This window comes from Lyngbya aestuarii BL J, assembly GCF_000478195.2.
Classification (GTDB): Bacteria; Cyanobacteriota; Cyanobacteriia; order Cyanobacteriales; family Microcoleaceae; genus Capilliphycus; species Capilliphycus aestuarii.
Genome location: NZ_AUZM01000061.1, coordinates 1 through 15,587, shown reverse-complemented (window position 1 = coordinate 15,587; position 15,587 = coordinate 1). Strand labels below are relative to the sequence as shown.

Annotated in this window: 11 protein-coding genes; 9 read left to right on the top strand and 2 right to left on the bottom strand. The window is 38.1% G+C overall.

Translation table 11 applies throughout. The features are described from left to right. Nucleotides 1–221 precede the first annotated feature (221 nt). From M595_RS20905 to M595_RS20890, 4 genes are all read left to right on the top strand, one after another. On the top strand, nucleotides 222–1,139 hold the full coding sequence (locus tag M595_RS20905) for a glycosyltransferase family 2 protein (protein ID WP_023068437.1): 918 nt from the start codon (nucleotides 222–224) through the stop codon (nucleotides 1,137–1,139). 478 nt (nucleotides 1,140–1,617) lie between these two features. Beyond that, on the top strand, nucleotides 1,618–4,107 hold the full coding sequence (locus M595_RS20900) for an adenylate/guanylate cyclase domain-containing protein (RefSeq protein WP_052001829.1): 2,490 nt from the start codon (nucleotides 1,618–1,620) through the stop codon (nucleotides 4,105–4,107). 113 nt (nucleotides 4,108–4,220) lie between these two features. Further along, a complete protein-coding gene (locus M595_RS20895; RefSeq protein ID WP_023068443.1) occupies nucleotides 4,221–4,799 on the top strand; it encodes a slr1658 family protein in 579 nt (192 codons plus the stop codon). 40 nt (nucleotides 4,800–4,839) lie between these two features. Further along, nucleotides 4,840–5,193 carry a slr1659 superfamily regulator gene (locus tag M595_RS20890; RefSeq protein ID WP_023068429.1) on the top strand — a complete coding sequence of 118 codons (354 nt, stop codon included), beginning with the start codon at nucleotides 4,840–4,842 and terminating at the stop codon, nucleotides 5,191–5,193. A gap of 16 nt (nucleotides 5,194–5,209) precedes the next feature. On the opposite strand, the gene M595_RS20885 is transcribed toward M595_RS20890, so the two are convergent. Continuing rightward, on the bottom strand, nucleotides 5,210–6,532 hold the full coding sequence (locus M595_RS20885; protein WP_023068452.1) for a hypothetical protein: 1,323 nt from the start codon (nucleotides 6,530–6,532) through the stop codon (nucleotides 5,210–5,212). A gap of 328 nt (nucleotides 6,533–6,860) precedes the next feature. Between M595_RS20885 and M595_RS20880 the strand changes: the two genes are divergently transcribed. The 4 genes from M595_RS20880 to M595_RS20865 all read left to right on the top strand — a co-directional run bounded on the left by M595_RS20880 (nucleotide 6,861) and on the right by M595_RS20865 (nucleotide 13,358). Further along, complete coding sequence (locus tag M595_RS20880; RefSeq protein ID WP_023068459.1) at nucleotides 6,861–8,138, top strand: ATP-binding protein; 1,278 nt, start codon at nucleotides 6,861–6,863, stop codon at nucleotides 8,136–8,138. 690 nt (nucleotides 8,139–8,828) lie between these two features. After that, nucleotides 8,829–9,635, top strand: coding sequence for an SDR family NAD(P)-dependent oxidoreductase (locus M595_RS20875; protein ID WP_023068430.1), 807 nt, complete (start codon nucleotides 8,829–8,831; stop codon nucleotides 9,633–9,635). 557 nt (nucleotides 9,636–10,192) lie between these two features. Continuing rightward, on the top strand, nucleotides 10,193–10,489 hold the full coding sequence (locus M595_RS20870) for an HU family DNA-binding protein (RefSeq protein ID WP_023068455.1): 297 nt from the start codon (nucleotides 10,193–10,195) through the stop codon (nucleotides 10,487–10,489). Between the two features lie 616 nt (nucleotides 10,490–11,105). Beyond that, a complete protein-coding gene (locus M595_RS20865; protein ID WP_023068445.1) occupies nucleotides 11,106–13,358 on the top strand; it encodes a glycosyltransferase in 2,253 nt (750 codons plus the stop codon). Between the two features lie 20 nt (nucleotides 13,359–13,378). Here the strand turns inward: M595_RS20865 and M595_RS20860 are convergent, their stop codons facing one another. Then, nucleotides 13,379–15,013 carry a Ppx/GppA phosphatase family protein gene (locus M595_RS20860; protein WP_023068433.1) on the bottom strand — a complete coding sequence of 545 codons (1,635 nt, stop codon included), beginning with the start codon at nucleotides 15,011–15,013 and terminating at the stop codon, nucleotides 13,379–13,381. A gap of 300 nt (nucleotides 15,014–15,313) precedes the next feature. Here M595_RS20860 and M595_RS20855 point away from each other — a divergent pair. Then, nucleotides 15,314–15,587, top strand: a 274-nt coding sequence (locus M595_RS20855) for a UbiA family prenyltransferase (protein ID WP_023068447.1), incomplete at its 3' end; no start/stop codon positions are given.

Sequence of the window (15,587 nt, the reverse complement as noted above, 5' to 3'; positions counted from 1 at the left end):
GCACCCGGATCAGGTGATCTGATCAATCTGGCGGTAGAAGTCCGAGGGCTGATCACTCTAACACGACGCTGAATCTATACTAAAATGGTACGCGATTGAATGCTAAAAATTATAACGTATTTTTTCAGTTTGCCATCTGTTAAGTTCCCGTCGGAATCATTCATCAATTAGCCCGACTTGCACATCCTAAACTTCTAAATGCTCAATTTTATTTCTCAATGATGTTTTTTAGCGTTATTATTCCTACTTACAATCGTTTACCGATTCTCAAAAAGTGTTTAACCGCACTTGAACACCAATCTAATCACAACAGCGTTGAAAATTATGAAGTGATTTTAGTCGATGATGGTTCAACAGATGGTACTTTAAAATGGTTACAAGATCATCAGCTAGAGTTTCCTCATGTTCGCTGGTTTTGTCAAACTCATCAAGGGCCAGCCGCAGCCAGAAATTTAGGGGTTCAACAGGCTGAAGGTGATACAATTATTTTTATTGATAGTGATTTAGTTGTTACTGAAAACTTTCTGAAAGCTCATGCAACTGCATTAATTCAGGCTTCTAAAATAAGCGATCGCGTTTTTACTTATGGTCGGGTAATTAATACCTGTAATTTTGAATATCCAACCGCTGAACCTTACAAAATTACTGATTTTTCTGCGGCTTATTTTGCTACCGGAAATGTCGCAATTGCTCGTCATTGGTTAATTGAAGCCGGATTATTTGACACGCAATTTCACCTCTATGGGTGGGAAGATTTAGAACTCGGTGTTCGCCTGAAAAAACTGGGATTGACATTAATTAAATGTCCTGATGCTGTGGGTTATCATTGGCATCCTCCTTTTGCCCTAGAACAACTTCCTAATTTAATTGAGCGGGAAATTCAACGCGGTAGAATGGGGGTTTTATTTTATCAAAAACATCCTAGTCTTGAAGTTAAACTGATGATTCAAATGACAATATTACATCAAGTTCTTTGGGGAATTTTAAGCGTTGGAGGTCGATTAAATGAACGTACAATGGCAGGTGTTTTACAATGGCTTATTAATCAGGGGAAACCTCAACTTGCTTTAGAAATTGCCCGGATTTTTTTAAACTGGTATAATGTTCGAGCAGTTTATGCCGCGTATCGAGAACTCTAAAGTCTGAACAAGTAACTTGATCCTCAACTTCGCACATTTTTTAGAAGTCTAATATTGGGTTAGGGAAACGGATCAGGTTAATCCTCTATTCTATCTTGAATTATCTTAAATTAATCTAAAATATGAAATTGAGAACCGCACTTACTAAAATTAATTTTAATAAATTTAGGAAAATCAATCGACTTCCGCAGTCTCGCTGTAAAATGAGGTTAATCAAGCTGCTAGATCTGCGATCATAGGTTTCAACTTGGCAGTATTGGCTCTAAAATCGTCTTCTACTCAATCGTACAGGGTGATTAACTTTATCAAAATTAGCATTAAAGTAGAACTTTATTCGTTAACTTTATACCCAATGGCGGCTATCATTAATAAAGAACCAAAACCATCAGGTTTAGCGACTGTGTTAATTTTTTTCTCAAGCGGACTAACCAGACTTGTACAACGGATAGGGTTTATGAAATTCTGGACAAAAAGCTTGATGTCCAAACTAATCATCTCCTTTTTACTGCTGTTATTCGTGAGTTTGTCCAGTCTGGGGACAATCGCCTATCTAGATGCGAGATCTTCAATGATAGAGTTAGCCTTAGAACCACTCCAGATGAGTGCAACCCTCAAAGAAGACGCCTTAAACCGTTGGCTAGAAACACACCGCAAAGCAACTGTTTCTCTGGCGGTACTTCCCGAAGTCAAAACTCAAGCTGAAATTCTATTAACCCGTGATCAGTCGAGTGAAGAATTTGCCAGAGCCTATCGTCAAATGCAATCATTAATGAGTATAGCATTCGCTACTCAATCTGATGTGCGAGATATTTTTATTTTAACAGTGAGTACAGGAAAAGTTATATTTTCTACTAATCCTAGCACTGAAGGTCAATCTCGAAGTGCTGATGAATATTTTATTGAAGGACTTAAACAAACTTATGTTCAAAGTATTTATCTTTTTCCTGGGACTAATCAACCAACCTTAACAATTTCTACACCCCTCTCTGGAGAAAATAATCAAATATTAGGTGTATTAGCAGTTAACTTAAATCTAGAAACAGCCGCAGAAATCATCACTCAAATCAACCCCAATCTCAACGAAGAAATCTACTGGGTAACTCGATTTAAAGTTCCTATCTATACCAATACACCCGATCCTCAAAAGTTACCTCGTCGCTTACAAAATCAAGGATTAGAAGCAGCATTAAAGCAAAAAAATGGTACACATCAAGACTTGAATTATGCAGGTGAAGCTATCATTGGGGTGCATCGTTGGTTAGAACAATGGAATTCTGTTTTATTAGTCGAAAAATCACGGTTTGAAGTTCTTAAACCTGTTCATAACTTGGCTAAAAATATTTTATTTACAGGATTATTATTGAGTATTATTTGTATTTATATTATCTATAAACTTATTCAAAATTTAACTCAACCGATTTTAAAACTAACAACAGCGGCCACTCATATTGCAGATGGAAATTTAAAGCTTGTTCCGGTCACCACAACGGATGAAGTCGGAATGCTTACCAAAGCATTAAACCAAATCACGCAACAACTCCATCATCTTTATAGTCGCTTAGAAGACCGTATTAATCAACCTCAAAATACAGATTTTAAACCACAAGAAATATCTACACAAAGACAAGAACAAGAAACTTTATTAAATTCAAATATTCCCACTAAAAATCAGAATTTAACAACATCTAAAAAACTAAATAGTAAACAATTCAGTCAATTTCTTGAAGCAATTCCTATCGGAGTTGTGGTGCTAGACGCTCAAGGCAATATCTATTATTCTAATCATGTTGCTCAAGGCTTATTCGGGCCAGGTGCAGTTCCCGATGCCGATTCAGATGCAGAGATTTATCCGAGTTATATCGCCGGAACAGAACAGATTTATGCAGAAAAAGATTTACCTTTGGTGCGAGCTTTACACGGAGAAACAGCTACCATTAATGATATTGAAGTTCATCAAGGAGATCAGATTATTCCCCTAGAATCTTGGGGAACACCAATCTATGATGAAGCGGGAAATATTGTCTTTGCAATTGCTGCTTTTCAAGATACTTCTGAGCGCAAAAATGCTGAAACTGAACGACAAATTTTTATTGAAGATCTGTTTAAGATTAACTGTGATTTACAACTAGCTTTAGATCAAGAAGAACAACTGAATTCGACCGCCGAACGCTTTGTTCCTCATCAATTTTTAACATTCTTAGGCTATGAGAGTATTGTGGATGTCAAAATTGGGGATGCTGTGCAGCAAGAAATGTCTATTTTATTCTCTGATATTCGCAGTTTTACTCAGCTTTCTGAACAAATGAGTCCGTCTGAAAATTTCAAGTTTATTAATGCTTATCTCGCTCGAATGGAACCTGCTATAGTAGAAAATTACGGGTTAATTGATAAGTATATTGGAGATGCAATTATGGCATTATTTGGCTGTAGTGCTAATCATGCGGTGCAGGCGGGAATTGATATGTTAAAATATTTAAGTGAATTTAATCTAACTCGTTGCCGTCCTGATCGTCCTCCTATTCAGATTGGAATTGGGATTAATACTGGAGATTTAATGTTAGGAATTGTTGGGGGAAAGGATCGGATGGATACCACTGTGATTAGTGACGCAGTGAATTTAGCAGCCCGTCTAGAAAAACTAACCAAAAAATATAGTGTTCCTTTATTAATTAGTGAAAATACCTTTTTAGCTTTACCCGATCCGACTGCTTATGCACTTCGATTAATTGATCAAGTCGTGGTAACAGGAAAATCCAAAAAAGTTTCTGTTTTTGAAGTGTTTGAAGCCGATTCACCTCAAGTTCGACAAAAAAAGTTAGAGACTAAAACACAATTTGAACTGGCTATTACTTATTACTACCAAGAAGAATATCAGCAAGCAATTAAATTATTTTCTGAATGTCTGACTGAAAATCCCACGGATACTGTAGCCCAGATGTATTGGCAAAAACTACAAAGTCAACTATGATAAAATAGAATTGGTATATTATAGATTCAGGTTAAACACTTAGCTTCTCACTCACTCTATCTAAGTCTGATGATCTCACCTTCTATCAACCTTTAAAGTAAACCTATTTCCTTATGAGTCAAATCTTTGGAAATTTTGTAGAGATTTCCTCAACTGACAATCAAGAGTTTTTAGCCCTTGGATTTTCTCCGGGTTCAATTCCCCTTCAACATCGCTGGCGAAATAATGGCTTGTCCGCTAACTTTATGGCTGATTATGTCACCACATTTTTTCCGAAAAGTGAAGATGATCTGACAACTCAACATCGACAAGCAGAAATTCAAAGTGCTGTTAGTTTTATCGCCAATGAACTCCTCGAAAATGCGATGAAGTTTAGTGATAATCGTTGTGTTTATCCAATTCAAATTAAAATCAACTTAAGTCAGGAGTGGCTATCTTTTTTAGTGATTAATAGTATTGATCCCCGGACAATTTCATCCTTTCAGGATTACATTCAAACCTTATTAAATAGTGATCCACAAGAAATGTATATTAATCAAATTGAACAAAATCTAGAAGACGGTCAAAGTTCGCGCTTAGGTTATCTGACAATGATCAATGACTATCAAGCCCATCTGGGGTGGAAATTTGAGACTGTTAAACTAGACTCAGAGATGTTCATCGTTAGCACCGTTGTACAACTCGCTATCTAAATAATTAACCCAAACACTGATTAACGAGGATGTGACTAGCATGGACATTCAAGAGTTTAAAACCGAAGAATACCAAGTTAAATATGATAGCGACACAACGACAATTATCTTGGTGGGTTCTTTACGACTGAGTAACTTAGATGAGTCTAACCCCATTATTCATTTACTCAATGATGTCCTCGCTTCACAACCTGAGACTATTACCCTCAATCTACGAGAATTAAAATATCTCAATAGTTCTGGAATTAATATGCTATCAAAATTTGTGATCCAAGTTCGACGCATCAAAACCGTTAACCTGATTGTTCTCGCCTCGAATGCAATTCCCTGGCAAAGTAAATCCTTAAAAAACTTACAGCGATTGATGCCGAGTTTACAACTTGAAGTCGAATAAACGCCGTTAGTATCCCTTAAAGCTGACTCCGAGTATAGCGAGTCCGTCTGAGTAAATCTTGAGCCTCTGCATTCACCGTTGTTCCGGGCTGTACATCCTCCAAAGTATAAATAATATTAGCTAATTGTCGATTCATTACTCTATAGTCGAGATCATCAGAACGAGTTAACTCTCGCCACTCTGCAATTAATTTTTGAGCTTTTTTCATCGCTTCAATTGAATCTTTTTCGTCTTGAAGTCGCTGCTTGATTTTCTTTAAGTTAGAGTTATATTCTGATAACTTTTCTTGCGCTTCTTGATAAGAAGAATGATCCTTATAAATCTTTTCAAGTTGGCGAATAGCCTGTTCCCACAAATTAACTGCTTGTTCCCATTTTTCCACTGGATGCGGAGGATTTTGAACAACATTCACCGCTTGAACAGCATATTGTTGAGCCGTTGCAATTAAAGTTGTTCCCCTCTTTTCACGAGTGGCTTGATCGACTTCTTTCTCAAAATCTTTTTGTGCTGTTAGGGAACGATTTTCTGAGAGACGTCCGGCCAGAGTATCTGAAGGAATTTGATCAAATAAATCAATCGCCGTTTGCCATGCCGCAATCACTCGCCTTTCCCCAGATTTTAAGTTCTGATATTCTTGGCGAGCCGAATTCAGAGCAGATTCTGCTTCATTAAATCGTTCTTGAGCATACTGTTCTTGAATTATTTTGCCTTCAATTTTTTGAATATAATCACGAGTTTTCTCATATTCTTCAGTTGTAAATTGCCAACTACATTTAAACAAAGAACAATAAAATTTAGGATTAAAATCTAAAGACCAAGCGGGTAATCGATCTAGATGTTGATATGCTTTTTGAATCTCCTGCTCACTCAGATCAATCTCAGCATTAGTCGTTGCTTCCTGAAGTAATTTTTCAGTATATTCTGCATCAGCAATGGCTTGTTTATAGTGATAATTCATATTCATATAACTCGGAAACAGCAAAACTGGGATTGTCTTACTCACTGGCCAACGAATTAACGGAACAGGTAAATTAACAAACCAAATCAAAGCCATGATTCCGACAACAATCAGACTTCCCCGCATAACTTGCTGGTATATTTGAGGGGTACGGTTAACCGCAGCCGCCTCCTGAAGAACCTTCTCATCAAAATTAGGAAATTGATCGCTAACAATTTGACGCAATTCGTCATAAGAAAGGGGTTCACCCATCTGCAATCGCAATTTGTCGAGTCGTTGCAAGACAATTTTGCGCCCCAATTCACTGGTGAGGTTATCCTGGGAACCACCGTTGATTTCTCCAGTGAGAATTTCAAAAGCGCGATTACCAAGCCGTTGCATTCACATATCCTCCGGGACTGGTGCTAAAAAACAGACTTCTCTTTCGAGCATAGCGTATCTTATTAACTAGAGTATCGCTAAATTTTTATCGAACCTTTATCGAACCTTTGCGGAATGGCTTATAGCAGTTCATCTTTGTTGAAAAATAATCTTTGATTTAATTGAGGACAGAGTTGTTGAATCCTCGATAAAATAGAAGATGACTCTCTCCTAGACTCTAGCAATTGGCCCACCCTCATCGCTGTCATTGGCAATCGTCCCCTTTCCTGCTTATTCTCGGTTCACTTGTTGTTAATAGGGTAAACCCTGCATTTTTTAGTAATCAATTATGGCTACAATTCTAATTATTGATGAGGATGTTCAAACTCAAGGGACACTTCAAACAATTTTGCAAGCACAAGGCTATATAATCGTCACAGCTAACCTCGAAAAATTGGCTTTTGCTGGTGTGGAAAATCTTCATCCTCACCTCATTATTTACACTTGGATGTCTGAAAATGTGGATGCGTTATCTACGATCAAACACCTAAAAACTCAGAGCGATCTCACTTCTGCTTTTTATCTATTACTGACTCAACCTGAACTTCTCAAATCCCAATTTTCCCGTTTAGAACCTCAGATCGATGATTGGATTTTTGCGCCGATAGATCCCGATGAATTAAACCGACGAGTTAGCCGAGGATTGAAAAACAATCAGAGTTATTCCCCCCAATCCGATTCCAGCGATCCCCAATTACAACAAGCTTTAAGTGATCTAAATCTAGCCAGAAAACGATTAATTAAAAGTGAAAAGTTTTCGACTTTGGGTCAAATGATCTCAGGCATTACTCACGAAATTAATAATCCCGTTTCGGTGGTTAAAGGTAATGTTTCTCATGCCGCAGATTATACTCAAGACTTAATCGATTTAATCGAACTCTATGGCGAAGAATACTCTGATCCCTCCCCTGTAATTCAAGAAAGAATTGAGGAAATAGACCTAGAGTTCTTATTTGAAGATCTGCCTCAAGTGATCGAATCAATGAAAAGTGGTGCTGAACGGATTCGTCAGTTAGTTGAGTCATTGAGGAATATTTATCGGGTTGATGATTCTGAAGAAAAATTCGTTGATCTTCATCGGGTTCTAGATGATATTATCTTGATTTTACAATCTCAACTCAAAGGTAAAAAAGGTCGGGCGATTACTTTAGTTAAAGATTATGGTAAACTTCCAGAGGTTAAATGTTATCCCGGACAACTGAATCAAGTGTTTATGAACTTGCTGAATAATGCGATTGATGCACTTGAAAATAGGCGAGTTGAAACTTCTTCAGAGGAACCGACGATTTGGATTAAAACAGAAGTTGCTTCTAGCGAGCATTCTAATCACCCGACTACTCCCCAAGTCATAATCCGAATTAAAGATAATGGAACTGGAATTCCTGAGAACATTAAACCTAAAATATTTGAACCCTTTTTTAGCACTAAACCCCTCGGAACCGCAACAGGTTTTGGGCTGAATATTTGTCATCAGTTTGTCGTTGAAACCCATCAGGGACAACTTCAATGTATCTCCCAACCCGGAGAAGGAACAGAAATCATTATCTCCCTTCCTTTGACTCAATAACTGTTATTAACGGTTCAATTCATTACTGACTAAAGGTTGGGTTCACTTGGGCTAAAACCCAGCCTTTTTACTATTACTGAGAGAAAATAGTTTTTTTGTAAATAAATGTTAAGCATTTTTTATTAAAAAATGTTGCAAACTCTTGATTAAACTGTTAAGTTGTGAATGTGGAGTCAAAGATTACTCCGCCGTGAAACGACGGAGCCTGCATTGACCGTTGGTCAATTCAACCCCTGCTCGTTATAAGGAGACCAATGAGCCATGCTCTACTCTATTCTAGGGTCGTGAGTACAAGACTCGCTTGAGGGAAACCGCAAGAGAAGTCTGATACCCTGTCCCATTCAAATCAGCTTCAAAAGATAGGATATCAGACAAAACCCATGAGCAGTGTGTCGAAAAGTAAACACAAACTGCAATTCTCTGATCAACCCAGTTCCCTCACCCATAAATTTTTCAACTCAATTGAACCTTTTGTCTCAATAGAACATGGTTATTGCTGAGTCCTGAACATTGTTCAAGCTCGAAAGAACCTCATTAGAGGCTTCATTTCACTTGGCATAATCTTTCAAATTGATCAGATTTGAAATGTTCTATTGAACCCAATTTGACCACACAAAGCTGCAATGATCATGGCTTTTTCCTGCCTAGATCTTTGAACAAATGCAGCATTCTTGAACCTTGGAGGTTTATATGAAAATTCAAGGAATTACAGCACTGATTACCGGAGCTTCAAGAGGGATTGGACGGGCAATTGCATTACAACTGGCAAAAGCCGGAGTTCAACGTCTACTTCTGGTCGCTCGGGATCGCCAAAAACTAGCAGAATTATCCCAAGAATTAGCACAATTTCCCGTCGAAGTTGTCACCTTAGCAATTGACTTAACTAAACCTGTCGAAGTCAACATTGCGATCGCTCAAGCTTGGCGTTCTCACGGGCCAGTTGATTTACTGATAAACTGTGCCGGAGTCGCCCACCAAACCCCCTTCTTGCAGTCAAAATTACCCGACTTACAAGAAGAAGTTTCCCTCAATTTAATGGGAATGTACACCATTACCCGTTCAGTTGCGCGACGGATGGCCAACCGTAAACAAGGTACCATTGTTAACGTCTCTAGTTTAATGGGGAAAATTGCCGCACCCACAATGGCAACCTATTCCGCGACAAAATTTGCCATCTTAGGGTTTACCCAAGCCCTACGCGCCGAACTCGCCGAACACAATATTCGAGTCATGGCATTGTTACCCACATTGACAGATACGGATATGACACGCCGACTTCAGTTATTCCGTTGGGTCGTACCGATGACCGCCCAAGAAGTTGCCGAAGTGTTAATTGATGGACTTCGTAAAGAATTACCGGAAATATTAGTTGGATGGCAAAGTCATTTAGCCGTTTGGTGTAACCGAATTGCACCCGGGTTGTTGGAGAAGGTTTTATTACTGGCTTCTCCCCTCTCGACTCGTCGATCCCCTTCTTACTCAAAAATGAGAGCCTAATCTCACCTGTTTGTTTGTTGAATAACCATTAATAACCATTAACTCGATTTCTCACGCGAAGTCGGGTTTTTTTGGTCTTCAATTTCAGATCAGAAGTGGTTTGATCTCTCCCCCTCTCTCCCTGCACCCGACCTTCTGATAACTGTTCATGGGTCTGGGTAGTTTCGCCGCTCAAATGTCAGGAAACTCGTAAATCTGATCACTTCCGAACCCTTAAATTTTTCTGAATGGCGATCGCGATCGAGTTGAGCAATATTTTTCCGCAAATATACTCAAGCTCAAAATCCTCTATTCTAGGTCTACGGGTGCTTTTCGCCTTCCCAGAAGGATGCTCAAACCCCGAACTAATCTAGCTTTACAGTCAGTATCATCAGGTGAAAATTTGGGCGATCGCAGGGGTTCAGTCCGCCCCATTCATTGAACTTTTGTGTCAAAATCCTTCTACTAAGCGCGAAACAATAGGATAAACTTGCCTATTACAAAGCAGTTTATGCTAGAACAGCCATCAGTTCTGCTGTTTGAGAACATAGGCAATAGCTTCAGGAGGTACACTTAGCATGAACAAAGAACAGCTCGTCCAAGAAACTGCATTCAAAGCAGGAGTAACCAAGAAACAAGCTGACGCGATTGTATCAGCGATCTGTGAATCTATCATGGACGCCGTTGCAGAAGGAGAAAAGGTCACACTTGTTGGATTTGGCTCATTTGAAGCCAGACATCGTAAAGCACGTGAAGGTCGGAACCCTAGCACGGGCCAGCCCATGACAATTCCCGAAACCACAGTTCCCGCATTTTCAGCCGGAAAAGCGTTTAAAGAGATGGTGGCTGAGGAGTCCGACGACATCGTAGCCTAAACTCATCAACTGGGTTCACAAAACCCTGTACAGCTTAATGCACTCCCATGTCAGGTTTGTTGAGCAATCTTCAGCTTGGCGTGGGATTAGTTTTTTCCCGCTGACGGAAAAGACAAATTGATTTTCAGAGTGTTTAAATCTCAAAGTAGATTACAATCAGCAGATATCTACAAAACAAAGCTTGAAATTGCATCAGAAATTATGACAGAGGTTGTCGCAACGAGCTGACCCAAAGCGGGAAAAATTATTTTATGTCTTTAAATTCATCTCATTGATGCAATAAATCAATTTAAGCCCTTTTAGTTTTCTAGCTAGACGTTTTAATTTTTTAGCTCTTGAATTCGCAGAATGACACCAGCGGGATAATTCTCAGCTTCAACTTATCAATTTTTCAGATACCTGAAGTTTAATCTTTAATATTGAGGGAAAGTGATTCTCCGAAAATAGTGATTTATAGAGTGTAGACAGCATTGGAATGGATATCTCTCATTCAATTTTCAGGAAAATGTTAAATAATGTAACAGAGGAGTCCATAGAGTAACTTTTTTTGATGTTGCTCACCCCCTGTAGGATTTCGATTTCGCTCAATATACACTCATTCAGGAGTTTTCAGAGTATGACATCTGGGTATGATAATCAACGCCTGAGAATAGCCTCATGGAGTATCAGTCGTCCTCGCATAGCTACACTCGTCTTATTGGGTACTGTTACCTTGTTCGCCACAATTATAGGAGGATGGTTTTCAGGAGAAGAAAGTATTAGCCAATTTTTGGCTAACATTGATCTAGGACAACAAAATCCTCCTTTTTGGATACAACCTCCAGAAATTGATCAGAAATATCTATTATTACCCACTATTGCATTAGTAACAACGGTTTTTACAATTATAAAACTTTCTCCTAAACCGAAGTTATGGTCACGAACAATTATCATCGCGATTGTATTCGCTTTAATGATTCGCTATATCTTATGGCGGATATTATCCACCTTAAATTTAAGCGATCCGATGAACGGAACGTTTAGTTTAGGACTACTTTTCCTCGAAGTATTAATCTGGATTTCAGGTGGTATCCGACTCTGGTTAGTCTTGAAAATGAAAGATCGGAGTCAACAAGCAAATCAAATGGAAATTAACATTCACGAAGGAAATTTTTTACCTACAGTGGATATTTTAATTCCAACTTGTCAAGAACCCACCTCAATTTTAAAACGAACAATTATCGGCTGTCAAGCGATAGATTATCCCAACAAAAAAGTCTATCTACTGGATGACAGTCAACGTTTGGAAGTGGAACAACTAGCTCAAGAATTAGGATGTAAGTACATCACTAGACCCGATCAGCTTCATGCTAAAGCAGGTAATTTAAACCATGCACTACCCCTAACAAGTGGTGAATTAATTGTCGTTTTTGATGCAGATTTTATTCCAACCCATAACTTTCTTGATCGAACAGTTGGGTTTTTTCAAGACAAAAAAGTGGCTCTTGTACAAACACCACAAAGCTTTTATAATCCTGACCCAATCGCTAAAAACTTAGGCTTAGAAAAAGTTTTAATCTCCGATGAAGAAGAATTTTATCGACATATCGAGCTACTCAAAGATGGAGTAGATAGTACCGTTTGTGCAGGGACATCATTTGTGATGAGGCGGAAAGCCCTCGAAGAAATTGGAGGATTTGTAACTGAATCAATCAGTGAAGATTATTTTACTGGAATTCGTTTATCGGCTCAAGGTTATCAGTTAGTTTATTTGAGAGAAAAATTAAGTGCAGGTTTGGCGGCGGAAGATATTACCAACTATTTTGTACAACGACAACGATGGGGGCGAGGAACTTTACAAGCCTTTTTTATCAATTCTAATCCTCTAACAATTCCAGGTTTAAAACTGTCTCAAAGATTAGCACATTTAGAAGGCTTAATTAATTGGTTAAGTGTTTGGGCTTATCCTTATTTCTTTTTGATGCCATTAGCTTATGCTTTTTTAGGTGTTCTTCCGATTCAAGCAACAGTAGAAGAATGGTTGTATTTCTTTATCCCCTGTTATTGGGTTCAAATCATTGTTTTTAGATGGCTAAATGAGCGCAGTCGTTCTGTTTTTATTTCAGAGATTTATAAAACTGTTCTCTGTTTTCCTTTATCTTTAAACGTTTTTCTGGTCATGCTGAATCCATTTAAGCAGAAATTTCAAGTCACTCAAAAAGGAATTTCAAGTCAACGATTTTCATTTAATTGGACTCTTGGCTGGCCTTTGATTTTACTCTTTATTGCAACATTCATCGGACTTTTAAGAATTTTAGAAATTTGGGGATCAGTACCTATAACTGCTGAAGTTGCTGAATTTACTAACGCTTTTGACTTGGGTTTAATCTGGATTGTGTACAATTTATTCAGTATTGGAGTCGCAATTTTAGCTTTAATTGATGCTCCCAAATCAGATCTTTATGATAGCTTTGAACTTCGACGCATTGTTCGTTTAAAACTTGCCAATAAAACTGTATGGGGAATTACAACTAAAATCTCTGAAGTGGGAGCAGAAATTCAACTCACTCAAAAACTGAGTAACCCCATTAATCAGGTATTACCTGTGAAATTAAACATCGTAGATGAAGAATTAAAGCTAACAGGAGAAATTACCAATTACACTTTAATCGATTCATTTCCAACCTTACAAGTTAAATTTAAACCCATTACGCTTTCTCAACATCGGCAATTAATTACAATGCTCTTTTGTCAGCCTGGTCAATGGACAGAACGAGAAGTACCCGGAGAACTTTATTCACTATTCTTGATTTTTAAGACGTTATTAAATCCTCCATTTTTGCGAAGTTTTAGCCGAAAATTTACCAAAGCAAAGAGATTAAAATTCTAATGAGTCAACTCCTAAAATCATCAAACTACTGCCAAAGATGACTCTAAAAATGCAATAACTTTCAATTTATACTCAGCTTCAAATGCTTCTTTTTTGAGGTCTAAACTCCATAACTCCAAAGCACAGTTATCTTTGGGATCAGCAGGTTTTAGCTTCAAATGAAATTCGTTTTCTTCCCAATGACATTGACAAGTTACCTGAGCAATAGCTCCAATTTGACGTCGATCTAAAGCTACAGCTAACCTCAATAAAGGACTTAATTGATCAACAATTTGTCGATATCGTTTGGAAAGATTTTGATAATTTTCGTGTTTTTTCTTGGGCTGACTTTTACGATGATAACGAGCTAAATTAGCTATCGTTTCAATTTCTGTCTCGGTATATCCCAGGAGTTCACTATGTCGAATTAAATAATAAGAATGTTTATGATGAGCGGAATGACTAATATTTAAACCGCAGTTGTGTAAAATTCCCGCCGCCCACAATAACTCCCGTTCTTCTGGTCCCCAATCATGAAGAATAGATTTAGTTTGGTCAAATAAATTTAAAGCAAAAGCTGCAACTCGTTCACCATGATCCAAATTTACTTGATATTTTTGAGCAATTTTAAGAATACTTCGCTGACGAATTGAACTTCCATAACGAAGTCGATCTTCAATTAATCCATGTGTTAACATCCAATCTACAATCACCCCTTCTCGGAGACTGCGTTCACAAACAGTTAAAGAATCAAGATTCAGCATTGTCATAACTTCTTGTAAAATTAAAGCACCTGCTAAAATAATCTCAGCTCGTTTATCAGAAATCCCCGAAATTTCTAACCGTTCAGAATAAGACAGTTTCCGAAAGCGATTGACAAGATCTTGTAAATCACTCAATTTCAATTCATAGCCCGTTAAAGGTGTAGGTTCTGCGCCTAATTTTTCCCGAGCATTAATCGCCGCTAACGTTTCAATTGTCCCTGATGTTCCCACTAAACGAGGTAATTCTTTATTCTTCAGATTCAAAGAGAGTTCATCGACTGTACGCTCTAACATTCCGCGAATATAAGCTTGTAAATATAAAAACTCACTCCGAGTAACGGGATCACTTTTCACATACTCTTGAGTCAGACGAACTGCACCCACTTTCGTACTACTTAAAAATAGAGGTTCTTGTCCTTCTCCTAAAATTAACTCGGTTGATCCACCCCCAATATCAATAATAATATGAGGCTGATTGTTAAACTCCATTGCAGATAAAACACCGAGATAAATTCGCCGAGCTTCTTCTTGACCCGAGATTAAACTAATTTCTAAATTCAATTCATCAGAAACCCGCTTGATAAAATCTCGACCATTCGGTGCTTCTCGAACTGCACTGGTTGCTACAGCAACAGTTTGTTCCGCATTATAAGTTTTTGCCAATTCTTGAAAACGACGCAAACAAATAATTCCTCGTTCCATCACTTCTTTCTTTAAACGTCCTTTGGGTTCACAATCACCCAGTCGAACCATTTCTTTATCACTGGCAATAATCGTAAAACTCGGCAATGTCGGATCGATTTTTACAATTACCATATGAAAAGAGTTTGTCCCGAGATCGATAGCAGCGAGAATTCGATCTTGATTGTTAGAAGCAGAAGAAACTTTAACGGTAGGAACTGAATTAACCATGAAACTTAAATTTTAGTATCCATTATCTCAATCATCTCATACAATCAACCCGAACGAAAACCCGTTTTTAATCAATAGAGAGGATCACTCAAATCTGATCAGAGTTTTTAATCAAAGACTGCATCTCAATTCGTGACTCACTGACTCAATTGCAACGGAAATTTTTAGAGATTGGATCAAGGCGACTCAACACACTCGATTCATTGCAATTAACACTCAATTATGGGTTATCGATGACAGCCTTAGCGAGAAACTATAGAATAAAAGCTGAAAACTAAGTATAAATTCAAAGTCATTCCAATGCTGATTCAACCCGAACCACAACCCGAATCAACATTAATCCAGATTATTCGATTATTAAGATGGGATAAGCCCGCAGGACGCCTAATTTTAATGATTCCGGCACTTTGGGCGGTGTTTTTGGCCTCTGACGCTACACCCCCTTGGGTTTTAGTTTTGGTGATTATCTTTGGAACTGTTGCCACCAGCGCCGCCGGATGTGTGGTGAATGATTTATGGGATCGCGATATTGATCCTGAAGTTGAACGAACTCGCAGCCGTCCCCTGGCGTCCA

Excerpts from the sequence above, each read along its gene's own strand:
- M595_RS20900 (WP_052001829.1), top strand. The coding sequence starts at position 1,618 with ATGTCCAAACTAATCATCTCCTTTTTACTGCTGTTATTCGTGAGTTTG.
- M595_RS20905 (WP_023068437.1), top strand. The coding sequence starts at position 222 with ATGTTTTTTAGCGTTATTATTCCTACTTACAATCGTTTACCGATTCTC.
- M595_RS20865 (WP_023068445.1), top strand. The coding sequence starts at position 11,106 with ATGACATCTGGGTATGATAATCAACGCCTGAGAATAGCCTCATGGAGT.
- M595_RS20885 (WP_023068452.1), bottom strand. The coding sequence starts at position 6,532 with ATGCAACGGCTTGGTAATCGCGCTTTTGAAATTCTCACTGGAGAAATC.
- M595_RS20880 (WP_023068459.1), top strand. The coding sequence starts at position 6,861 with ATGGCTACAATTCTAATTATTGATGAGGATGTTCAAACTCAAGGGACA.
- M595_RS20890 (WP_023068429.1), top strand. The coding sequence starts at position 4,840 with ATGGACATTCAAGAGTTTAAAACCGAAGAATACCAAGTTAAATATGAT.
- M595_RS20875 (WP_023068430.1), top strand. The coding sequence starts at position 8,829 with ATGAAAATTCAAGGAATTACAGCACTGATTACCGGAGCTTCAAGAGGG.
- M595_RS20895 (WP_023068443.1), top strand. The coding sequence starts at position 4,221 with ATGAGTCAAATCTTTGGAAATTTTGTAGAGATTTCCTCAACTGACAAT.
- M595_RS20870 (WP_023068455.1), top strand. The coding sequence starts at position 10,193 with ATGAACAAAGAACAGCTCGTCCAAGAAACTGCATTCAAAGCAGGAGTA.
- M595_RS20860 (WP_023068433.1), bottom strand. The coding sequence starts at position 15,013 with ATGGTTAATTCAGTTCCTACCGTTAAAGTTTCTTCTGCTTCTAACAAT.